Here is a 22,791-nt window from a genome sequence, read left to right as displayed (position 1 = left end):
GCATTGGGCGACAGGGCTGACAACGTCAGCCCTGTGTCTTTCCGGTGCTTTACAGGCAGCAGTTGCCTGACGGTGTCTGTTAATGCAAATAATAAAAAACAAACAGGCCGGGCAATCGACCGGCTCCCAAGCAGGACAAACCCTGTCAGGTTTACAGGGGGAAGCCTTCTATCTGCAGTGGCTGACCCGCCAGTGTGAACAGATAACCGGTATTCATGCCGGACTCCTTGCTATCAAATCCCCTGAACACGGCATTTTCCAGCCTGTGGCGATCTGGCCCGGCGTCATGCCAGAAATTGAAATTGTTTCGGAACTGATTGAACAGGTTATTGAAGACCAGGCGCCGCTGGTTACCCATTTAAACGACCGTGATGTTGGTGAGCCGTTGCTGGCGATTGCCCATCCGGTAATGGTGAAAACCTCGCTGGAGGGCGTGGCGGTGCTCATACTTGATGGTCGTCGTGACAGTGTCCTTCAGGCGGCCATGCAGCAGCTGCAATGGGGTATCAGTTGGGTTGAACTGTCACTGCTTCGGGAAACCCTTGATACGAAACACGATGAACAGCAGCGTCTGTCTACAGCCGTTGATTTGTTAACCAAGGTGCTGGCAGAGCCACACTTTGATGCCGCAGCCATGCGACTGGTGTCTGAGTTGTCGGTGGTCATGCAGTGCGATCTGGTCAGTCTGGGGTTTGTGCGCAACGGTTCTGTGACGGTTTGCCACCTGTCCCACAGTGCCCAGTTTACCAAGCGTATGAACCTGGTACGCTGTATTGAGTCAGCAATGGAAGAAGCGGTAGACCAGGGACGTATGGTCTCACTACCCGTTGAGAGCACGGATGGCCTCATTGTCATTGCTCACCAGTCTCTGGCAAAGCAGCATCAGGGCGAGTCAATCTTAACGGTACCGCTCTATCATGATGGTCAGTGCGTGGGGGCTATCACGCTTCAACGCTCAGAAGACAAGCCGTTCTCAAATGCTGAGGCAATTTATTGTGAAAGTGCTACGGCGCTGGCAGCCACAGCACTGGAAGAAAAACGGCTGAATGACCGACCGTTATGGCGTAAGGCTTTGGAATCCGGAAAAGAGCAGCTGAGTCGTTTATTGGGTCCTGGTTATCTGGGACGAAAACTTGCGACTTTCGTCTCTGTCGTCTGTTTACTGTTTCTGGCTTTTGCCACCGGTGACAACCGTCTTTCAACAGAAGCGGCCTTAACCACAGTACTGCAGCGTGTGGTAGTAGCGCCCTATGATGGGTATGTTCGGGACACAACCGTTCGTGCTGGTGATGAGGTGCAGGAAGGTGAGCTGCTGGTCGCTTTGGATGATCGAGACCTGCAGCTGGAAAAACTGCGCTGGCGCAGCCATCAGAATAAACTCTCCCGGCAGTACCAGGAGGCTACCGCAGAGCATGACCGTGCCCGGGTCAATATTATTGCCGCACAGCTTGATCAGGCCCGTGCCCAGTTGAACCTGGTGGAAAGCCAGATTGAACGTTCCCGTCAAACAGCGCCTTTTGATGGACTGGTGATCAGTGGCGACCTCAGTCAGCGCCTCGGTGGACCGGTTGGCAAAGGTGAAGTGTTGTTCGAGGTGTCACCACTCGACGCTTACCGAGTTGACTTGAAGGTGCCGGAAAGCCGGATTGCAGATGTTGTACTGGGGCAGACCGGTACACTGCATCTCTCGGCCCTGCCGGATGAACCTTATACCTTTGTCGTTGACAAGATCACGCCAAAAACACTGTCGGAAGATGGCGCAACCTGGTTCATTGTTGAAGCCCGCCTGCAGGACGGAGAGGTGCAGCTTCGTCCCGGCATGGAAGGCATTGGCAAGGTTTACCTGGGTGAAGACCGACTGGTCAATATCTGGACCCGAGATCTTATTGCCTGGATTCGTCTCAAACTCTGGATGTGGTGGGCCTGATGTCTGCCTCGCTGTTCAGCCAGGCCTGGTACCGTGTGGCGGGTATGACGGTGCGGCTGCGTCGTCATGCGGATGTGCATCGGCATATCTACCGCGGCAATGTCTGGTTTGTATTGCAGGATCACGCCACAGGACAATTTCATCGTTTTACCCCGGAAGCCTGGCATATCATCGGACTGATGGATGGTCGTCGTACACTGCAGGCTATCTGGGAGCAGGCATGCCGGCAACTCGGCGATGCGATGCCTTCCCAGGATGAAGTGATTGACCTGGTGTCACGGTTGTTTCAAGCCAACCTTCTCCATTCGGACAACGTGCCTGATATCGATTTACTGCATGAGCGTTTTCGCAGCATAGAGCGCAAACGTTTGCTGCAAAAGGTCAAGTCACCGTTGGCGATCAGGATTCCGCTGGTCGATCCCGAGAGGTTCCTGAGTAAAACCCAGGGTTGGGTACGTCCGCTGATCAGCGTCTGGGGCATGATTTTCTGGTTAGCGGTTGTTGTGACAGGGCTGGTGCTGGCCGGCCTGCACTGGGATGCGCTGACTAATAACGTGAGTGACCGTATATTGTCACTGGAAAATGTCCTGCTGATTGCGCTGATTTATCCCTTTGTCAAAACCATTCATGAGCTGGGGCATGCCTATACGGTCAAGCGCTGGGGTGGAGAAGTGCATGAAATCGGCATCATGTTGCTGGTGTTCTTTCCAGTGCCTTATGTGGATGCCTCGGCGGCCTCGGCGTTTCACAGCAAATACCAGCGAATGCTGACGGGAGCGGCCGGTATTCTGGTGGAGGCGTTCATTGCGGCAATCGCCATGATTGTCTGGACGCTGGTGGAGCCCGGCGCCGTCCGCGCCATTGCGTTCAACACCATGCTGATTGCCGGTGTATCGACGCTGCTTTTCAACGGAAACCCGCTGCTTCGATTTGATGCTTACTATGTCCTGTCGGACTGGTTGGAGATACCTAACCTGGCGACGCGTGGCAATCAGTATGTCGGCTATCTGGTAAAACGCTATGTGTTGGGTGTGGATAAGCTGGAGTCCCCGGTCGTCAGTCGCAGGGAAGGGGCGTGGCTGGCCGGTTATGTCACAGTGTCGTACATCTACCGGCTTTTTATCATGGTGATGATCGCGCTGTTTATTGCCGGTGAATACTTTGTCATTGGTACCATTCTCGCAATCTGGTTGTTGTTTGGGACTGTTGTGATGCCACTGGGAAAACTGCTGAAAAAGGCGGTAACAGACCGCGCCCTGGAAACCCGTTCTGTTCGGCTTTGGGGGGTAACATCCGGCGTGCTTGCGGGCGTGGTGATTCTGCTGGGCTTTATTCCCTTTCCCCATGCGACCCTGACAGAGGGGGTCATGACCCCCTCTGAGCAGGCGCGAGTGCGTGCCCGAGTCAGTGGATTTGTGGAAACACTTGCGGTGCAGCCGTCCAGCCGTGTAGAAGCCGGGGAGTTATTGATGCAGCTGTCCGATGCCGAGCTTGCGGCACAGGAAAAGGTGCTGGAGGCCAATTATCGTGAAGCGCAGGCACAGTACCAGGCCAGTGTGGGCGATCGAACAGTGGCGGATTTAAACCGTGAGGTGGCCCGGTTTCGGCAGGAGGAACTGGCCAATAAACGACAGCAGATGGCAATGATGGCCATCAATAGTCCACAGACGGGACAGTTTTACCCACCTGACGGCGGTACCCTGGAAGGCCGCTACCTGGCGCGAGGTGATCTGTTGGGTTACGTCATCAACTACGGTGACTTGCCTGTCACTGTCATGGTGCCGGAAGAGGCTATAGAGCTGGTGCGTAATCAGACGCGACAGGTGGAAGTCCGGTTCGTTTCGGACCGGAGCCGGTCCTGGGAAGCCCGGGTGTTGCGTATTGAGCCAGCGGCTACCCGACAACTACCCAGCGAGATACTGACCCTGGATGGTGGCGGTCGTATAGCCGCCAACCCGGACAAAGAACGTGGCATTCAATCCTTTGGCCGCTATTTTGAGCTGGAACTCGCACTGGCCGACGGTGTACAGGCTCGCCTGAATGAACGGGTTTATGTGTTGTTTCGGCACGACCCGGAGCCCTTGGCCTATCGCTGGTTCCGTGATATTCGCCGGGTTTTCCTGAGGCAGCTGGATGTCTAGGCGTCCGGAGAGGCGGCCGGCCAGTACCCTGCTGCGTCCGGAGCAACGGGTCAAGCCAGCCGGTATGCTTGAGCGTCTTTATCACGGTGTCAAAGGGCAGGGGCATCAGAGGTTGTCCGGCCGAAAATGGATTCATCGTCATTTGCTTCAAGCGATTCATCGGTTTTCAGCGTCGCTCGGTACTGCCAGTGACGCTGAGATGAAGACTTTCTATGATCAAATCGCTAAAAAACTCCATCGAAATGGGCTTACGGACGCCTTGTTGTCAGAAGCTTTTGCCCTGATCCGTGAAACGGCTGGAAGAACCCTGGGCATGTACCATTTTGATGCTCAGTTGTTGGCGGGGTTGGCGTTGGTTGATGGCTGTGTGGCGGAAATGCAGACCGGTGAAGGTAAAACCCTGACCGCCACGCTGCCTGCCGCCGCTGCTGCACTGGCGGGTATCCCGGTACATGTCATTACCGTGAATGATTATCTGGCGCGTCGGGATGCTGAACTGATGCTGCCTGTGTATGAGGCTTTGGGGCTGAGTGTCGGATGTGTCGTTCAAGGTATGCAGCAAGACGACAGGCGAAAGGCTTATGCCTGTGATGTTGTGTATTGCACGAACAAGGACGTTGTCTTTGATTATCTCCGTGACCAGTTGATTCTGAAAAACAATCGCAGCCCCTTGCACCTGCACGGTGAAAGACTCAAGGGGAAAGAGGATATCGGTGAGTCACTGTTACTGCGAGGCTTGCATTTTGCCATTGTGGATGAGGCTGATAGTGTCCTGTTGGATGAGGCGCGTAGCCCGTTGGTGATCTCTGGTGGTAATGGCGCCAGCCCTGAACAGCAAAAGGTGCTGTCTCAGGCTATGACTCTGGCTTCAGATATGGTGGTTGACCGGGATTTTCAGTTGGATAGGAAGCAGCGTACTGTCCAGCTAACCGCTGAAGGCGAGGAGCGCCTGAAAGCGAATACACGACATATGGGCAGTTATTGGTCGGGTAAAGTGCGGCGGGAAGATATCATTCACAAGGCACTAACGGCTCGTTTGCTGCTGGAAAAAGATCGACATTATCTGCTGCGTGACGGTAAGGTGCAGATTATTGATGAGCATACAGGGCGGATCATGGCGGATCGCAGCTGGGAGCAGGGGCTGCACCAGCTGGTAGAAATTAAGGAAGGCTGTGAGTTGACCGCCGTCCGGGATACGCTGGCGCGGATAACCTATCAGCGTTTTTTCCGGCAATATCACCATCTTGCCGGTATGACCGGTACGGCGCATGAGGTCGCGGGGGAACTCTGGTCAGTTTATGGCTTGCCAGTGATGCCTATTCCCACCCATCGATCCAGTCGTCGGCAGTATTTATCACCACGCTATTTTCAGTCCAGTCATGAGAAATGGCATGCGGTGCTGACCAGTATTCGGTGTATGCATGACATGGGTCGTCCAGTGTTAGTCGGTGTAGCCAGTGTGGCAGAGGCAGAACAGTTAAGCACTTTGCTACAGCAGAACGGGTTGTCGCATCAGGTACTCAGTGCTGTCAATGACAGCCATGAAGCAGACATTGTTGCCTTGGCTGGATTACCTGGGCAGATAACCGTTGCCACCCAGATGGCGGGACGGGGCACGGATATCAAGCTGGCCCCGGCGGTGGAACTGGCGGGTGGGCTGCATGTGATTCTAACGGAATATCACGATGCTTCCCGAATTGACCGGCAGCTGGCCGGGCGCTGTGCCCGTCAGGGCGATCCTGGTAGTTTCGAGATACTGGTTTCGGGGGACGATAGTCTGCTGGAAGGAAAGGGGTTTGTTGCGCTTGAAAAGTGGATAGCGTCTGGTGCTTTATCTCGCTTTGGCGGGCGTATTGGGTTGGTCCGGTTGAAATGGGCGCAGAAACAGGTTGAACGTCGGCATGCTTCTATTCGCCGGCAACTGTTCCAGGCAGATGAAAAACAGGATGAACGTTTATCGTTCACCGGTTCCTGATAGTGAGGTGTTACCGTGCTGACAAGAAAAATAATCAAGGCGTTATTATTGATTCTGCCCATGCCCCTGATGGCGATAGAGTTGGATGATACCCAGTTGAGTTGTTTGCTGGAGCCCAGCAGTGAAATTCAAATCAGTAGCCAAGTTTCCGGCATTGTCAGCCAGGTGAATACGGAGCGGGGAGGCAGTGTTGAAAAGGGGCAGTTGCTGCTGGCACTGGAAAGCGGGCTTGAACGTGCGGCATTGAACAGTGTCAAGGCGCGGGCAGAATTCACCATCCGGAAACTGGAACGCAACCAGGATCTGTTGCGAAAAGGGTTATTGTCAGAGTACGAACGTGATGAGTTGCTGACCGATCGTGAACTGGCGGACCTCGCAACCCGTGAAGCGGAAGAACGGCTCAAACAGCGTAAGATCTACAGCCCCATTGACGCTATTGTCGTTGAACGTCATGTGTCTATTGGTGAATACGTTGGGTCGGAGCCTGTGCTTGAGTTGGTTGCCTTGAATCCACTGCATGCTGAGATCGTTCTGAGATCGGATAAGTATGGCACCCTTGAACCGGGGATGCCGGTCGAGATAGTGGTTGGCCCTGACAATAAGGCCTATCAGGGCACGGTGAAGATTGTTGACAAGGTGATTGATGCCGCCAGTGGCACCTATGGTGTCAGGGTCGAAGTACCAAACCCCGATGCACGTTTGCCTGCAGGCCTGAAATGCCGGGCAGCGTTTAACGTGGCAACAGCCGAGTAAGTATGTGCTTACTGTTTCTTTGCGGTTATTAAAAAGAACGGGGTTTCCAGGGCAATGTGTTGAATGCTGATATCACTGAATCCGTTGTTTTGGAGTTGAGACACGTAGTCGTCTGATGTTCTGAAAGAACGAAAAAACAGAAACATAGGTAGCATGGAATAAGGCAGACGATGGTGATTAATCCTGATAGGGCTACGCTCGAATATCAGAACTGTTCCCCCAGGTTTCAGTGACGTGTAAGCCTGTTCGAGGAAGCGCTGAGTGGCATCGGTCGGCCAGTCGTGCAGGATGGATTTGAAGGTGACAATGTCCATATTTCCCGGTAATGGGTCAGACAAGGCATCGGCTTTGAAAAAACGGATACGGCTGGTTTCCTGGGTATCCGCTACATGTCGCATCCCTACTTCACAGACCACAGGCAGGTCGACAATCGTTGCCAGTAATCGCGGATGTTGCCTGCAAAGCTGCCGGGAAAACTCACCGCTATTGCCGCCAATGTCCATTAACTGGCGGTACTGACCAAAGTCGTGATGAGCCAGGCAGGCTGATGCCTCATAACGGGTATACATGGACGTGAAATGCATCCAGCGGCGGGTGAGTGCGATATTCTCATCTGTCACTTCAAAGCAGCGGTGGTAACCGAATAATTCAAACAGCCGCGATTGCCCCATGAATTCAGCAGGATTCTGAAGCAGTGTCGTGAAGTTGTTCATGACATCCGGCGCCACAAGATTACTGAAGGCAATCTTGGCTTCCAGAAGGTCACGAAATTTCAGGGCCTGGCGGAATGCTTCGGTGAGCTGAATGTTATTATTCACTTGCTCGATAACCTGGTTGGCTGTCAGTAACGCCAGTAAGGTTTCTGTACCCAGTGCATCGCTGCGAATGCAGTCGCAGGCTTCGGGGAATTGTATCTGTGTCTGTCTGTCCAGCAGGTCAATGAGGCCGGTCTGCAGTGCACTGTTTAGTGCCTGATGATCCATGAAGGTCGTCAGATAACGGTCAATCTGCAGGTAGTCGGTGTAATGATGTCCGGTATGATTGGACGTTGGAGCAACAGCGGTTGTCATGGCAGGGGTACTTCCCTTGCTATTTTGTTATGTGTCCAGCCCTGAATGATCTTGAGTGCCTGCTGGCAGGTGGTCGCGACATCTTTTTTGCCATCAATCATATAATCCGCCTGAGGACGCACTTTTTCGATTTGTTTCGTCAGCAGGTCATGCACACTGTTGATATAGTTATCCATGTATTCCTGCAGCCAGTGAATATTGTCAGTCGCTGGTGACGTGTGCTTTGAACGCGTGAAGTGCTCAGTGAATGCGCGGATGTTTCGCGCCAGTGCGATATCCAGGGGGATATCAATCCACAGCATAAGATCAATGTGTCGGGCTGACTCGGCATGGCAATAACCGAACGGTGTTTCAAACAGGATGATATTTCGGGAGGAAACGGAGAATGGCTGACTGGGTGGCGTAACGACCTGCCCGTGCTTCAGTCGTGCCAGATCCTCACTCAAGCCGGGGATAGTCAATGCATTGTAATCAAGCCCCTTGTCGAGCCATTCAATGATCGACTCAACGGGATGGTCCGTGACTGTCTGGTAATGGTCATAGTCAATAATGCTCGCATCCAGGTGCGTGGCAATGGCACGGCTCAGCGTGCTTTTCCCACAGCCTGGAGGCCCTGCAATGGCGATGATCGAAGCCATTACTATCTATCCATTATTCGTATTCTGATGACTGAGTATATGCGTGAACGGGGACGGATGGCTACGTAAATGATAAGCCTCTGTATCAGCGTTTTATGAAGCCTCGCAGTGCTTAAACACAATACTCTCCGCGATCATCCAATATGCCCCAGATGACATCTCTGCACTGCAACAGTTCGTCCAGATGCCCCTGAAGGGTTTCCTTGGGAGCGGTATCAATACTCTCCAGCGTACGGCAGTGTAAGGATATTTGGTCAAGGTGTCGGTGCAGCTTCCTGTCAGAGGCTTTTAGCAAGCGCTTGGCAGAAGGGAATTGATCGACATAACGACGAATGAACTGGAGGGATAGTTTGTTTTTAATTTTTGTGAGTTTGTCTGTAATGTCAGTCTTCTCACTGAGAGTGATCGTGGCAAGTTTATCCTCTGTCAGATTGGCAAGACTCATAGCGTGTTCAGTTGACGTACTCATCAGGGTTTTCAGGTTTTCTGTTGAGCGTCCGTCCAAGGGGTTAAGGAGTGCTTCATCACCGAATCTGTTGGCAAACAGCGAAGCTGCTTTAATAGCCGGGACTGCAATGTCGACGTTGTAACGAATTTTGTCGAGGGCTTGCTGGCGTACCTTGATGCCTTTGGCAGAATACTCAAAAGCAGACAGTATCTCTCCCATGGTCTTATTGATGAGTGATTCTGCAATGTCATGCGCCTCCAGGCCAAATGTATCCCGGCTGGTACGGCTGTCTTTCAGCGATTGTTCTTTAAGGCCTTGTGCATCTTCCTTGCTAGCCTGAATGTTTGATGATAATTCCGATCTGGCCTGAGCACTGTCGAGCCCAAACGATTGGGCTAGCTGATCACTTTTAAGTAAGTCCATACGGATATTGAAAGAAATGGCCTGGCCGGTGTTGTTTAGCCCGAGAACCAGGTCTCGAAGCTTGTTGCTGTCATTAACAAAACCATCGAGAGTGGCTCCTGGTAATTGCTTAAGGGCCTCAAGGTGAACGTCGGATCCCAGCAGTGAGTCGGTAATTTCATCCTGTGTCATTGAACAATAGGTGTTATGTAGTACGGTCTCATCAGGTGTCAGGTCGTGATGTTGTAAAGCCAGAAGAGAATCCATCATTTCCCTTCGGGAGGGAGCGCTGACAATGAATTCGTTGCATTTTTTTTCCACGGTTTTTGGGGCGGGCGTAAAGCCTGATAGCGTCATTTTTTGGAAGTGCTTAATGAACTCTCCGGTATTTTTGGTTTTTCTTAGTTTGTCATTGTGCTTGACTGCCTTAACTGTCAAGTCTTTCTTGGCTGGTGTATGGGAGAGTTTAAAATCTTTTATGGATTTTCGCGGACACTGGCTATCGGGATGTTGTTTGACAGGGGCAGCGTCAACGATTGCCACTCGATGAGGGGCATCATCAAAGTTTTTTGGGGTTCCGACACCATATGGATGTCGACTGTTACGTATCAATGCAGAAATAGAAGGCATATAAACAATCCATTGTTCATTTTATTTGTTGTGGATTACTAGGCTAATGCCCTTTAGTAATTTTAGGTATTATTCCAATGTCGAAGTGACAATTTCGTTTATTTAATGCCTTTTTATATAAAGAAAGAGATCTTTATTGTTTTGAGTTATTTTTTTAAGGGGTAACTCATTGATTTTTCAATTGATCTTGTTATCCCGGTTTGGATCGAAAACGCGTACAATCGACGATTGTATTGGTTATTCTATGATGGGCACGTTATGGCGCTTAAAGCCACGATTTTCAAAGCGACACTGAATATTGCGGATCTTGACCGCAATTACTATCAGGATCACAGCCTGACGATTGCCCGGCACCCGTCGGAAACGGATGCGCGGATGATGATCAGGCTGCTGGCCTATGCCTGTCATGCCAGTGAATCTCTGAGCTTTACCAAAGGGCTGAGTACTGACTCAGAGCCGGATTTATGGCAGAAGTCACTCAGTGATGAAGTAGAAGTGTGGATTGATCTTGGTCTGCCGGATGAAAAACGTATTCGTAAGGCCTGTGGGCGCGCGGCGTCTGTCTGGATCTACAGCTATGGTGGACGCACCGCGGATATCTGGTGGCAACAGATACGCAACAAGCTGACCCGGTTTGAGAACCTGACAGTCATTAACCTGCCGGAGTCTGCGACTGACGAGCTGGCAGACATGGCTGAGAGAACCATGCAGTTACAGTGCATGATTCAGGATGGTGCAGTTTCCATCAGCAATGGCAGGCAGCATATCACGGTTGAGCCGCAGCAATGGCTGCTCAGTGGAGTGATGGCGTGAGCTGACCGGTCCACGCGGCGTGCGAAACGATCCCCGTTGTGCTTCCATTACCGGTATGCAACGCAGGATAACCACAGGAATGTGAACCCATAATGTTTAAAGCCATTCGCGTCTTTCTCTTGTTGCTTGTGCTCTTTTTTATCGGGCTGAATACATGGCAGACCATGATCAGGACAACTGACTGGAATGATCCGTTGTGGGTGACCATCTACCCCATCAACGCTGCCGGTAATAATAAGGTGCAGGAGTATATTGATCGTTTATCCGTGGATGACTTTGACAGCCTTGAAAGTTTCATTGCAGAGCAGGGGGCAGGTTACGACCTGCCGCTGGATCAACCCATAGAAGTGAACCTGGGACGACAGTTGAAAGAGGTCCCGGATTCCCCACCGGCCACTGCCAGTACGCTGGATGCCATTATCTGGTCCCTGAAGTTTCGTTACTGGGCCTGGAGAATGAAGCAGACGAAGTCTGACGCCATTACGAATATACGACTGTTTGTGCTCTACCATGATCCTGAGACCATGCCACGGCTGGCCCATTCAGCCGGTATGCAGAAAGGATTGATCGGTTTAATTAATGCGTATGGTGATTGGCAATATAAAGGCAGTAACCAGGTGGTGATTGCCCATGAAATGCTGCATACCGTCGGCGCAAGCGACAAGTATGATTTTTCCAACGGCCAACCCATGCACCCCCATGGTTACGCGGAGCCTGAGCGTTCGCCGCTGTATCCGCAGCGTTATGCCGAACTCATGGGGGGGCGCATTCCTAAGAGCGCCAGTGAAAGTGACATTCCTCGGAGTTTGAAAACGGTCAGGATCGGACCGGAAACTGCCAGGGAAATTAACTGGATATCGCAGTAAGTTGGTATTGATACGAGGTGGTTGTTTGCCAGCACGCGCGCGGCGTATCTGTAGACAGTGGTTATGCTGTCAGTAAGGAAGAACAACCACCGTACTGCCGTAATCAATAAACTCCTGATGTAACCATTTTGCCGCATCCACCCTTACCCTGATGCAGCCGTGGCTGGCAGGGCGGTTGGGTACGTGGTCAGAGCCATGAATGGCATAACCTTGTCTGAAGAACATGCAATACGGCATTGGGGCACCACCTTCGCCGATGGGATAGGTGTTGGAATAACACTTGGATGTCCCTTTGCGATAGATGCGGAATGCACCATCCGGGGTACGACAATGGCTGTTTGTATCTGCACACCAGTCCTGACCGCCGGAGGCACGGCCCATACCCACCAGTTGTCCGGTACTGTTGTAGGCTGCCCAGACATTAATGCGTGGACTGTAGACAAAGACGTCCTGGCGAACGGAGGGAATCTGTGATGGGAAACTGAGAAGAATATCTTCAGTAAACTCCTGCTGTTTAAGATCCAGGTATTTCACTGCAGGATTATTTGCCAGCGACTGATATGCAGTCGCCTCATTGCCGCAGGGTTTATCCTGGGAGCAATAGAATTCAGGCTCGCTATCCATGGCGAAAGAGAACGGTGTTACGACAAAACAACACCATAGAATAGATATAGAAACCGTAGACTGCTTACAGCACAACATGACGACAACTTCCCTGTCAGTGAAACGCTATTTACGGGTATTTCTTTTGTTTTCATATACTACCAATTCATGCTGTTTACTTGGGAATGTTGATTCCCGGTTATAAAACAGCTTTTTTTTAACACAGTATTTTGTTGGCAGTATTAGTAGTAAATATAGTCAAAACAGAGGGTTATCCTGTGTTGTAGTGGGCTCTCAGGCCTTTTATCAGTGGGCTTTAGAGGCGAATAACTTAACATGTGTCAACTATCGGATTAGACTGAAGTTAAACAGGGTGACAAGGAAGGCAAAGGCCAATAATGCGTCACAATAAGACATGGAATGGATTATTACCTGTTGTTGGTGTAGTGACTCTTGTCGGGTTGTCCGGTTGTGCGAAAGAGAAGCTTGAGGTAGTTGAATCCGGGTTCAGCTGTTCAGGGGAAATTAATTCGAATGTCTGGGACTGTAGTGGTACCGCCCGAATGGAGCGGGACGACCTGCAGCAGACGTTTGTTGTGATTGATGATCCGGCACCGGCAGAAATCACTGTGGCTGAGAATGTTCCTCAGGAAGAGGCGCTGTCGTCTGTGGATGCGCAGGCTTCCATGGATGATGAGGTGCCTGCTCCAGAGCCAGAGAGCGTAGAGGGTACGGCAGACGTCGCAGAACAGGTTGCCATGGATGATGAGGCTTCAGAGATTGCGCAGGCATCCACAGATGAACCTGCGCCAGTCGCGGAGGTGGAGCCGACACCGCCAGAGCCTGAATGGGTAAAAAACATTCCCGCCGAGTCTGCAGATAAGCCGGCTATGGAACCTCCCTCGGAACCTTCCAATCTACCGCCACCGGTTGAGTCATCCACCCTGGCGGCCGCCGAGGTGATGAGTGCACCGGCTGCTGATATTCCACAAACCTCTCCAGACTGTCAGCCCGCCTACAGTGCCGATCAGTTCTACCTGCAGTTTTCCGCTTCGCAAAAAGTTGATGGCTTGAAAGCGCTTGCCGCCCGTTTGCAGCCTGTTGAAACCGAGATTATTCCGACGATGGTGAAAGGTGACACCTGGCTGGTGCTGATCAGCAAAGGCTTCAGCAGTCGGGAAGCCGCTGGATCTCTGGCCGCTTTGCTGGAGCAGCAGGGGATCAGTAAGCCCTGGGTTCGTCCGGGGTATTCGCTCTTGCCGGTATTGTCGGACCAGACGCTAATGCTGCCTGGTGAAGGCTGCCAGTAAGTGTTGTGAATTGATGCATTGAGATCGCAGTGCATGACTGGCAGGAAAGTCAGGGGTGCGGGCGGGGGAGCATGCGTGAATTCGTTGAGCCATCCTTGGTGGCGCATCCTTGCGCCGGGGTACATCCTTGTGATTTCAGATTACTGGGAACCCGTGACAGGAAAAACCGGAAAGTCTCCCTTCCCTGTGTGAGCTTTTTCCTACGAGCGTGTGGTCTACTACCCTGATTCCATTCGGCGTGTTTCAGGATGCCATTGCAGTGCAGGTCAGCATTGCGGTTAAATATCCCTCTGTGTTTGATATATTTTACATTTCTGTTGATGATGTCCAGGGAAAGTCTGTTCTTGGGCATTTTAAGAATTACGCGGGTGTGGCATGCAATTAAATGATCAGAATCTTTTACGCTCCCAGGCTTATGTTGATGGCGGCTGGGTCAGTAGCCAGGCTACATTACCCGTCACCAATCCGGCGGATGGCGAGTTGCTGGCTAACGTACCCGACCTGGGGGCGGCAGAGACAGACCTAGCGATTCAGGCAGCGGAACGCGCGCAGAAACTCTGGAAACAACAGACTGCCAAGGCCCGGAGTGCGATTCTTCGCCGCTGGTATGAATTGATCATTGAGCACCAGGAAGACCTGGCCCTGTTGATGACCAGCGAACAGGGCAAGCCGCTTGCGGAAGCTTGCGGGGAAGTGCTCTATGGCGCCTCATTCGTGGAGTGGTTTGCCGAGGAAGGCAAGCGTGCATATGGCGACGTGGTGCCCGAACACCTTCCGGGACGCAAAGTACTGGTGACCCGCGAGCCTGTGGGCGTTGTGGCAGCCATTACTCCCTGGAATTTCCCGATTGCCATGATCACCCGGAAAGCGGCGCCGGCTCTGGCGGCGGGTTGTTCGATTGTGATCAAGCCCGCAGAAGCGACTCCGTTGTGTGCCTTGGCACTGGCGGAACTCGCAGAGCGTGCCGGTGTACCGGCGGGTGTGTTGAATGTGGTGACCACAGCGCGACCTGCTGATGTCGGTCAGGCCCTGTGTGCCAGCCCTATTGTAAGAAAGTTGTCGTTCACCGGGTCGACTGGTATTGGCAAACTGTTGATGAAGCAGTGTGTGGATACCGTCAAAAAGGTTTCTATGGAGCTAGGAGGCAATGCGCCGTTTATTGTCTTTGAAGATGCTGATATTGATCGCGCCGTTGAAGGGCTGATGGTGTCTAAGTTCCGTAATTCCGGGCAGACCTGTGTGTGCACCAATCGTGTGTTTGTTCATGACAGCATTTATGACACCTTTGTCGACAAGCTGGCTGCACAGGTAGAGCAGTTGAAAGTGGCGCCCGGTGTGAACGAAGAGAGCCAGCAGGGACCCCTGATCAATGACGCCGCTGTTCTTAAAGTGGAGCAGCATGTGGCAGATGCGGTCGAAAAAGGGGGCCGATTACTGGTGGGCGGACAGCGTCACTCTCTGGGCGGCAGCTTTTATGAGCCCACAGTTATTGCCGATGCCAGCACGGAGATGCAGTGTTTCCGGGAAGAAATCTTTGGTCCTGTAGCGCCGGTATTTCGTTTCAGTCGTGAAGAGGAGGTTGTTGCCATGGCGAACGACACGGAATACGGACTGGCGGCTTATTTCTATGCCCGCGACCTTGGTCGGGTCTTCAGGGTGGCTGAAGCGCTGGAGTATGGCATGGTCGCTGTGAATGAAGGCATCCTGTCAACGGAAGTTGCCCCCTTTGGTGGGTATAAAGAATCCGGTATCGGTCGGGAAGGCTCAAAGTACGGCCTCGATGAATACCTGGAAATCAAATACACCCTGTTGGGTGGCCTGTAATCGCAATATTCACTGCTCAGTGTTTTCGTTTGCTGGATGGAGCGGTGTAAAGCCGCTCCATTGCTATTCGTGATGCGCCCGTCATAATGTTTCAGCCCTGAAAATACACACTATGCGTTTAAGGGGACCCTAGGGAGAGGTCATGGAATTGCTGATGCCGTTTGCACGCGGTTTTGTCGTCAATGCCGGAATGATTGCGGCTATCGGTGCGATTAATGCGTTTGTTTTGCGGCAGGGTGTTTTGCGACAACACCTGCTGGCGACCGTTTTTTTCTGTGCGCTGGCGGATACACTGCTTATTCTTGTCGGGGCTGCCGGCCTGGGGCTCCTGATCTCCCAAGTTGACTGGCTACTCAAAAGCGCCCTCTGGGCAGGGGTCGCTTTTCTGCTCTGGTACGCTTGGCTGACGTTGCGCAGTGATCCTGAACCCGAGCAGTTGATACTCAGTGGTAAAGGTGACAGAAGCCTGCGTAAGACCCTGTTGGTGCTGATGGGATTATATTTCATTAATCCCCAGGCGCTTGTTGAAGTGGTGGTGCTGATTGGTTCAATGGCGGCTCAGTATCCGGATGATCAACGTCTGGCGTTTACGGTGGGCTGTATTCTGTCGTCCTGGATCTGGTTTTTTGGTTTTGGCTATGGTGCCAGGCGTCTTTCACACCTGTTGTCTTCCCGGACCGCATGGCTGTGGATGAACCGGGTAACAGCGATGATTCTGGTGATTGTTGCTGCCTCGATGGCGAGGCAGGCACTGATCGTATAGTCCTGTCATCGGTTGAATTTCCGGAAATGACAGGACCATGGGAAGACGGGTCAGGTATCAGTTTTTACCCGGAGAGAATGTTTTGGTTTTCTCGAACTGGCCGTCAAACAGACCGTAGCGGACATATCCTTTGGAATCGGGTAGTTCCAGTGTCCAGCTCTGTCCGGCATAGAGGCGGGTGCCTTCTGACAGAGGTTTGCAGCTGTCGTCTTTTTTACTGGTACAAAATTTTCCGTTTCTTAATACAGCATTCATATTGCCGTTGTTGGTAAAGACGATTTTATTGCCTTGCCATTTCGCCACTACGTCATATTTCGGGTTAGCGGGGCGAATGAAGACCAGTGCCTGATAGGCAATTAACAGTTTGATGGCTGTCTGTGTGGCCTGAACATCACCGACGACAGGGCGGAACGTAACCCTATAGACTTCTTCTTTTGCGTTGGGTGTTTCAAGGCTAACCAGTCGTACCGTCTTACGGCCATTCGGGGGGATAATGGCTTTATGAGGCGTCGCCAGCAGTTTCAATTTGTCCGGATCCGTAATCCGGATGCGCTCTTCATGCTCTCTTCCCGGATTAACCACCTTATAGACTTCTGTCTGAAGATAGAGGTTTTCCGGGTCCGGGTTAGATACCATGATGTCTTGCCTGGGAGGCTGTCCGGGCTCAAAGTAAACGATCATTTTATCCAGAGACATACTGGCGTGCAGCGACGATGCTGTTACCGACAGCAGTGTGACCAGCAGAGAGGTAATAATCCTTCGCATAGTTTTAGCTTTGTCCAGAAAGCGGAAGCAGTATTACTGCGATTGTAAGTAGCCGCCGCACAGGAATCCAGCGCAAATTCTGCAGTACGGATTACTCGGCGGCTACAGTGACCTGGGCAGCACCATAGTAGCGGCTGTCCTGCAGGTTGTTCCTGGCCGTGTTGCTCAAGTCGATAGAAACGACAGGTGAGGTGCTGCAGTCTTTCTGATTGCTGAGCGGCAGCGTCTTGGGTGTTTGAAGATTAATGGGTGAAGTACTGGATCGGTCGTTTAACACCACCTGGTAGGGCACTTCATTCCCGCCGTCGGAACTCAAGACCATGCGGCTGTCATTCCGGCTGCCGCTCGCCTGCAGGGAGTAGTGAGACATACCATTCCCCTGGATGCACAGTTTTTGCTGCAGGGTGTTGGTGGGAATGATCTCTGCGGGCGCCTCAGGCAGTGCTTCCGTTTCTGTTGTGTTGCTGGAGGGTGCAGGTGTTGTGTCTGAGGCTTGCGCGCGAGACTGTGCAGCCTGTAGCGCCTGATTGTTGGATAACACCTGTTTGGCGGTTTGTACGGTGACCGCTGTATTTGTATTGTTGCCGGCAGTGCTGGCATCCGTGGGAGAAGCCTGTGCGGTTTCCGGTTCGCTGGAATCCGGGGCAACGGCAAAGGTCTGTACGGTCAACCTGGGCGGTATAACCAGGGTAATGGTAAAACTACCACTGGAGGTTTTGCCCACTGATCCTTGGCTGGCTGCCTTGGACAGGGAGACATTGCTTGCGACAGATGCCAGAAACAGCGCCAATAAAAAGCGACTGACGACACCACCAAGGCGGAACTGCTGTTGACTGGGCGCACACGCGACAACCGGTATACCCCGGTGCGAGTGGTGAAGCCCGACTACTCGAACATCCATGTTACGACTGGCCTTCACTGATTTCTGATTTCAGTATAGGCAAGTGGAAAGGCTCTACCTTCGCGTCTAACCGGTGTTTAAGCGCCCATATCTGATAAAGAGAGAGGGTGTATCATTACTTCGGAAATAAAGCCGCTGACAATGCCGGAATTCTGGCGAAAACAGGTATTCATCCCGCGTCTCCTGCGGGAATCCCAGTATCCACCTGAGCGGGAATCCGTTACAATTCGCCGCTTTATCGTACTGCGGTAGCAACACCCCGGTCTTTTCGAGTGACGAATCCGGAGTCTGTCTGGATATAGGTTGCCTCTGCAGCAGGGTATATCCAGACGGGGTCAGGCATTCGACCTCGCCAACACATTTGCCATGAATTCTTAACTATCATGTGCAGCTAAGGTTTGCGTCACCTTCGGTGAGGGAAACCTTATATTGACCAGAAAGGCGCATTTATCATGTCAGAAAACATTCCTCAGTTCCGGGAGCTCGGACTGTCTGAGCCTATCCTGCAGTCTTTGCAGGAACTGGGTTATGAAACTCCCTCCCCGATCCAGGCAGAAAGCATTCCGCTGCTGCTGGATGGCTGTGACCTGCTGGGCCAGGCTCAGACCGGTACCGGCAAAACTGCCGCATTCGCGCTGCCGCTGCTTAACAACATTGACCTGTCCAGCAAGGCTACCCAGCTGCTGGTGCTGGCGCCAACCCGCGAACTGGCGATCCAGGTTTCCGAAGCGTTCCAGTCTTACGCCCGTCACCTGAAAGGGTTCCATGTGCTGCCTATCTACGGTGGCCAGAGCATGGGCCAGCAGCTGCGCCAATTGCAGCGTGGTGCCCAGATAGTTGTCGGTACCCCGGGCCGTGTGATGGACCATATCCGTCGTGGCACCCTGAATCTGGACACCCTGAAGGCCCTGGTGCTGGATGAAGCCGATGAAATGCTGAAGATGGGCTTTATCGATGATATCGAATGGATTCTTGAGCATACGCCGGAAGAGCGCCAGATCGCGCTGTTTTCCGCCACCATGCCGGAAGTGATCCGTAAGGTCGCGCATCGTCACCTGAAAAATCCCCGTGAAGTCCGCATCAAGGCCAAAACAACGACTGTCGACACCATCGAGCAGTCTTACTGGCTGGTCAGCGGTCTGAACAAACTGGATGCACTGACCCGTATTCTGGAAACGGAAGAAAGCGACGGTCTGATTATCTTCGTGCGCACCAAGACCTCCAGTGTTGAGCTGGCGGAAAAACTGGAAGCCCGTGGTTATGCCAGTGCGCCGCTGCACGGTGACATGACCCAGGCGCTGCGTGAGCGTACCGTTGAAAAACTGCGTGAAGGCTCGCTGGATATCGTTGTCGCTACCGATGTGGCGGCTCGTGGCCTCGACGTTGAGCGGATCAGCCACGTTGTTAACTACGATATTCCTTACGATACAGAAGCTTACGTTCACCGTATCGGCCGTACCGGTCGTGCAGGCCGTAAGGGTAAGGCGATTCTGTTCGTCGCTAACCGCGAGCGCCGTATGCTACGTTCCATTGAGCGCGCCACCCGCCAGACCATCCAGCAGCTGACCCTGCCGACCCGTGAGCTGGTGGCAGAGCGCCGTGTTTCCAAGATGCTGCAGCAGGTTCAGGAAGCGCTGGATAGTGAACAGCTGGATTTCTTCAAGGGTGTTGTGACCGATATGCGTCACCAGACCGAAGTCGATACGGTTGATCTGGCAGCGGCCCTGCTGTTCCTGGCACAGAAAGACCGTCCCCTTCAGCTGAAGGAAGAGCCGGTACGTACCCGTGAGCCTCGTCAGCGTGATGACCGTGATGGTGGCCGTGAGCGTCGTGACCGTGGTGAGCGCCGTTCTCGGGAATTTGCCAATGTGAACATGCAGCGTTATCGCCTGGATGTGGGTCGTGAACACGGTGTCATGCCGGGCAATATCGTCGGCGCCATTGCCAACGAAGCCGAGATCGACAACCGCTATATTGGTCACATCAAGCTGTTTGATAACTACAGTACCGTGGATCTGCCTGAAGGCATTCCGGGTGAAGTCCTGCAGCACCTGCAGAAAGTGCGGGTTTGTGGTCGTCCTCTGAAGATGGAACAGGTTCCCGGTGGTGGCGAACAGCCGCGTGCGCCGCGTCGTGGGGGTGGCCAGGGTGGCAACCGTCGCCGTGAAGGCGGTCGTGAGGGTGGCCGTGAGCGTCGCCAGTAAGGTCTGAAAAACGCTTGAAAAAAAACCGCTATTGGCTAAACGAATAGCGGTTTTTTTATACGTTCTTTTTTGTGTTTATTGTTCTGCTCTATACCGCCTCTTCCAGTACTTCTTCCTGATCCATCGTTTCCTCGTCGTTCATCCCAAGTTCCTTGATTTTTCGGGTCAGTGTATTGCGTCCCCAGCCCAGCAGGAGGGCAGCATCCCGGCGTCTGCCGCAGGTGTGCTTCAGCGCCGTTTCAATCATGATCCGCTCGAACGTGGGTACGGCACGATCCAGCAGACCGCTTTCTCCACGAGTGAGCTGCTGGTCTGCCCAGTTGCGCAATGCCTGTTCCCAGTTATTGCCCGTTGTGGATGAACGTTGCTGGTCTAGGAGTTCTGGTGGCAGGTCTGAGACATGCACTTCCCGGCTGGAGGCCATTACGGTAATCCAGCGACAGGTATTTTCCAGTTGCCGGACATTGCCCGGCCAGTCCAGGCTGCTCATGTAGGCTTCCGTTTCAGAGCGGAGCAGCTTGGGTTCAACGCTCAGCTCACGGGCGGCCCGGTCCAGGAAATGGCGGGTCAGCAGAGGAATATCTTCGCGTCGGTCACCCAGCCGGGGCAGATGCACCCGGATCACGTTCAACCGATGAAACAAATCTTCCCGGAAGGAGCCGGCGGCGACCAGTTTTTCCAGGTTCTGGTGGGTGGCCGCGATAATTCGGACATCCACCTGCACAGGCGTATGGCCGCCTACCCGGTAGAACTCGCCGTCAGCCAGGACCCGCAAGAGCCGGGTTTGGGTTTCGGCGGGCATGTCGCCGATTTCATCCAGAAACAGGGTGCCGCCATTGGCCTGTTCAAACCGGCCGCGGCGCATCTGGTTGGCGCCGGTAAAAGCCCCTTTTTCATGACCGAAAAGCTCGGATTCAATCAGATCCTTGGGAATGGCTGCCATGTTCAGGGCAATAAAGGGATTGGCCGCACGGGGGCTGTGGCGATGCAGGGCATGGGCTACCAGTTCCTTACCGGTGCCCGATTCGCCGTTAATTAATACCGTGATATTGGACTGCGACAGACGGCCAATGGCGCGAAACACTTCCTGCATGGCAGGCGCTTCACCAATGATTTCCGGCGTCGCTGCTCGCTCCAGCCCCTGGTACTGAATCGCCTGTTCACGGACATGAGACAGTGCACGTTTTATCAATGTGACCGCTTCGTCGACATCAAACGGTTTGGGCAGGTATTCAAAGGCGCCGCCCTGGTAGGAGGCAACGGCGCTATCCAGATCGGAATGGGCGGTCATGATGATGACTGGCAGGGCAGGGTGCTCCTCCTTGATCAGCTTGAGCAGATCAAGGCCCCCCGTGCCGGGCATGCGGACATCGCTGATGATGACGTCGGGCTGCCTACTCGCAATGGCCGCCAGTGCGGCATCCGCCGTTTCGAAGCTGCTGGTCTGAATCCCTTCCTGGGCCATGGCGCGCTCAAGCACCCACCGAATGGAACGATCGTCGTCTATGATCCAGACGTTACCGGTTGTGCTCATGGTGCTGCTCCTGCATCTGCTTGTCTGTCTGGCTGTTCAAAGGGGATGAACAGGGAGAATACGGTTTTCCCGGGTTCGCTTTCACAGGTAATGGCGCCACTGTGCCGGGTGATAATGGACTGGGCGATACTGAGTCCCAGACCGGTGCCGTCAGCCCGGCCGCTGATCATGGGGTAAAACATGTTTTCCACCATGTCGGAAAGAATGCCGGGGCCGTTGTCGATAATATCCAGACGGCAAATAAGCCGGTGACGGACATTGCCAATGGTGAATTGCCGCATGATCCGGGTCTTCAGCGTAATGTTGCCGTCACTAAGGGGCATATGCTGGCTGATGGCCTGCATGGCGTTACGCACAATGTTCAGGGTGGCCTGAATCAGCTGCTCGGCATCGGCGGCGATGGGAGGAATGCTGGGGTCATAGTTGCGGGTGAGGGTCATGTGGCCGCCGGTTTCCGCATCAATCAGACTGCAGACCCGTTCCAGCACTTCGTGGATATTCACTTCAGCCAGCTGGGGCGGTTTGATCGGCCCCAGCATGCGGTCGACCAGGTTGCGCAGGCGATCCGCTTCTTCAATGATGACGTTGGTATAATCCTTCAGGGATTCATCCGGTAATTCCCGGGCAAGCAGCTGGGCGGCACCACGAATGCCGCCGAGCGGATTCTTGATTTCATGGGCCAGACCACGCACGAGGATCTTGGCCGTTTCCTGGCGGGTCTTGATGGTTTCCTCGCGGGTGATCCGCAGCAGGCGGTCCCGTGGCTGGAGTTCCATTAATAGTGTTGTATGGCCATTCTCGGTCACCGGCGTGACCGTGTAATCGGCGGTCAGGGTACTGCCATTGGGCAGCTGCAGTTTGGCTTCTCGCTTGGTATAGCTGGTGGCGCTGCTCAGAACCTGCTGAAGGTGTTCCGTGGCGGGTGGTTCTTCGCGGAACAGTTCATCGATATGCAGTCCATGCAGTTGCCGGTCGCTAGCTTCTATCAGGGTTTCTGCAGCCGTATTCATATACTGGAGCTGCAATCCTGCATCAAAGGCCAGTACGGCTGTGGTCAGGTTTTCCAGTAATGTCTGATACATGGGCAGTAATAATTCTTGTGGATAATCCGGTTGCATGTTGCACTCCCCCGATTAATGCAAGAAGCAAACCAGTACCGGGATTATATTGTGCACTACCCGCCTGGTGCCTGTGTTGTATGCCAGTGTGATACTTTTTAGGGCA

General features: G+C 53.2%; 18 protein-coding genes. 10 read left to right on the top strand and 8 right to left on the bottom strand.

Translation table 11 applies throughout. The features are described 5' to 3' along the window. The first annotated feature begins 82 nt into the window (after positions 1 to 82). From KHS78_RS18905 to KHS78_RS18890, 4 genes are read left to right on the top strand one after another with little or no spacing between them, the layout of a single operon-like run. On the top strand, positions 83 to 1,927 hold the full coding sequence (locus KHS78_RS18905) for a GAF domain-containing protein (RefSeq protein WP_211830289.1): 1,845 nt from the start codon (positions 83 to 85) through the stop codon (positions 1,925 to 1,927). Next, the gene (locus KHS78_RS18900; protein ID WP_211830287.1) at positions 1,927 to 4,068 is read left to right on the top strand and encodes an efflux RND transporter periplasmic adaptor subunit; all 2,142 of its coding nucleotides are present in this window, start codon (positions 1,927 to 1,929) and stop codon (positions 4,066 to 4,068) included. The genes KHS78_RS18905 and KHS78_RS18900 overlap by 1 nt, the downstream gene beginning before the upstream one ends. Continuing rightward, on the top strand, positions 4,061 to 6,043 hold the full coding sequence (locus tag KHS78_RS18895) for a preprotein translocase subunit SecA (protein ID WP_211830285.1): 1,983 nt from the start codon (positions 4,061 to 4,063) through the stop codon (positions 6,041 to 6,043). Before KHS78_RS18900 ends, KHS78_RS18895 begins: the two co-directional genes overlap by 8 nt. A 15-nt stretch (positions 6,044 to 6,058) precedes the next feature. Beyond that, complete coding sequence (locus KHS78_RS18890) at positions 6,059 to 6,796, top strand: efflux RND transporter periplasmic adaptor subunit (RefSeq protein ID WP_211830284.1); 738 nt, start codon at positions 6,059 to 6,061, stop codon at positions 6,794 to 6,796. A gap of 8 nt (positions 6,797 to 6,804) precedes the next feature. Here KHS78_RS18890 and KHS78_RS18885 read toward each other — a convergent pair whose 3' ends face one another. The 3 genes from KHS78_RS18885 to KHS78_RS18875 all read right to left on the bottom strand — a co-directional run bounded on the left by KHS78_RS18885 (position 6,805) and on the right by KHS78_RS18875 (position 9,984). Then, positions 6,805 to 7,866, bottom strand: a complete 1,062-nt coding sequence (locus tag KHS78_RS18885; RefSeq protein ID WP_211830282.1) for a methyltransferase — start codon at positions 7,864 to 7,866, stop codon at positions 6,805 to 6,807. Then, positions 7,863 to 8,504, bottom strand: a complete 642-nt coding sequence (locus KHS78_RS18880; RefSeq protein ID WP_211830280.1) for an AAA family ATPase — start codon at positions 8,502 to 8,504, stop codon at positions 7,863 to 7,865. Before KHS78_RS18880 ends, KHS78_RS18885 begins: the two co-directional genes overlap by 4 nt. A gap of 112 nt (positions 8,505 to 8,616) precedes the next feature. After that, positions 8,617 to 9,984: a hypothetical protein gene (locus tag KHS78_RS18875; RefSeq protein ID WP_211830278.1), complete on the bottom strand. Its 1,368-nt coding sequence runs from the start codon at positions 9,982 to 9,984 to the stop codon at positions 8,617 to 8,619. A gap of 258 nt (positions 9,985 to 10,242) precedes the next feature. Between KHS78_RS18875 and KHS78_RS18870 the strand changes: the two genes are divergently transcribed. Then, positions 10,243 to 10,797 carry a YaeQ family protein gene (locus tag KHS78_RS18870; protein ID WP_211830276.1) on the top strand — a complete coding sequence of 185 codons (555 nt, stop codon included), beginning with the start codon at positions 10,243 to 10,245 and terminating at the stop codon, positions 10,795 to 10,797. A gap of 92 nt (positions 10,798 to 10,889) precedes the next feature. After that, positions 10,890 to 11,663, top strand: a complete 774-nt coding sequence (locus KHS78_RS18865; RefSeq protein WP_211830274.1) for a hypothetical protein — start codon at positions 10,890 to 10,892, stop codon at positions 11,661 to 11,663. Between the two features lie 69 nt (positions 11,664 to 11,732). Here KHS78_RS18865 and KHS78_RS18860 read toward each other — a convergent pair whose 3' ends face one another. After that, positions 11,733 to 12,365 carry a L,D-transpeptidase gene (locus tag KHS78_RS18860; protein ID WP_211830272.1) on the bottom strand — a complete coding sequence of 211 codons (633 nt, stop codon included), beginning with the start codon at positions 12,363 to 12,365 and terminating at the stop codon, positions 11,733 to 11,735. Between the two features lie 299 nt (positions 12,366 to 12,664). Between KHS78_RS18860 and KHS78_RS18855 the strand changes: the two genes are divergently transcribed. The 3 genes from KHS78_RS18855 (at position 12,665) to KHS78_RS18845 (ending at position 16,163) form a co-directional block, all read left to right on the top strand. Further along, positions 12,665 to 13,576 carry an SPOR domain-containing protein gene (locus KHS78_RS18855; RefSeq protein WP_211830270.1) on the top strand — a complete coding sequence of 304 codons (912 nt, stop codon included), beginning with the start codon at positions 12,665 to 12,667 and terminating at the stop codon, positions 13,574 to 13,576. Between the two features lie 375 nt (positions 13,577 to 13,951). Beyond that, the gene (locus tag KHS78_RS18850; protein ID WP_211830268.1) at positions 13,952 to 15,400 is read left to right on the top strand and encodes an NAD-dependent succinate-semialdehyde dehydrogenase; all 1,449 of its coding nucleotides are present in this window, start codon (positions 13,952 to 13,954) and stop codon (positions 15,398 to 15,400) included. A gap of 142 nt (positions 15,401 to 15,542) precedes the next feature. Further along, positions 15,543 to 16,163 carry a LysE/ArgO family amino acid transporter gene (locus KHS78_RS18845; RefSeq protein WP_211830266.1) on the top strand — a complete coding sequence of 207 codons (621 nt, stop codon included), beginning with the start codon at positions 15,543 to 15,545 and terminating at the stop codon, positions 16,161 to 16,163. A gap of 57 nt (positions 16,164 to 16,220) precedes the next feature. Here KHS78_RS18845 and KHS78_RS18840 read toward each other — a convergent pair whose 3' ends face one another. Next, entirely contained in the window at positions 16,221 to 16,928 is a 708-nt protein-coding gene (locus tag KHS78_RS18840) for a fimbrial biogenesis chaperone (protein WP_211830264.1), read from the bottom strand. A gap of 91 nt (positions 16,929 to 17,019) precedes the next feature. Further along, positions 17,020 to 17,829, bottom strand: a complete 810-nt coding sequence (locus KHS78_RS18835; protein ID WP_211830262.1) for a hypothetical protein — start codon at positions 17,827 to 17,829, stop codon at positions 17,020 to 17,022. A 452-nt stretch (positions 17,830 to 18,281) separates the two neighbouring features. Here KHS78_RS18835 and KHS78_RS18830 point away from each other — a divergent pair, with 452 nt between their 5' ends. Beyond that, complete coding sequence (locus KHS78_RS18830; protein ID WP_211830260.1) at positions 18,282 to 20,033, top strand: DEAD/DEAH box helicase; 1,752 nt, start codon at positions 18,282 to 18,284, stop codon at positions 20,031 to 20,033. 88 nt (positions 20,034 to 20,121) lie between these two features. Here the strand turns inward: KHS78_RS18830 and glnG are convergent, their stop codons facing one another. Then, complete coding sequence (gene glnG, locus KHS78_RS18825) at positions 20,122 to 21,567, bottom strand: nitrogen regulation protein NR(I) (RefSeq protein WP_211830258.1); 1,446 nt, start codon at positions 21,565 to 21,567, stop codon at positions 20,122 to 20,124. Further along, positions 21,564 to 22,685, bottom strand: a complete 1,122-nt coding sequence (glnL, locus tag KHS78_RS18820) for a nitrogen regulation protein NR(II) (RefSeq protein WP_281417108.1) — start codon at positions 22,683 to 22,685, stop codon at positions 21,564 to 21,566. Before glnL ends, glnG begins: the two co-directional genes overlap by 4 nt. Positions 22,686 to 22,791 lie beyond the last annotated feature (106 nt).

The sequence above is a fragment of the Kistimonas asteriae genome, from assembly GCF_018263925.1.
Classification (GTDB): Bacteria; Pseudomonadota; Gammaproteobacteria; order Pseudomonadales; family Endozoicomonadaceae; genus Kistimonas; species Kistimonas asteriae.
Note: the sequence above shows the minus strand (reverse complement) of the source record. Positions and strands in the feature narration are given on the sequence as shown.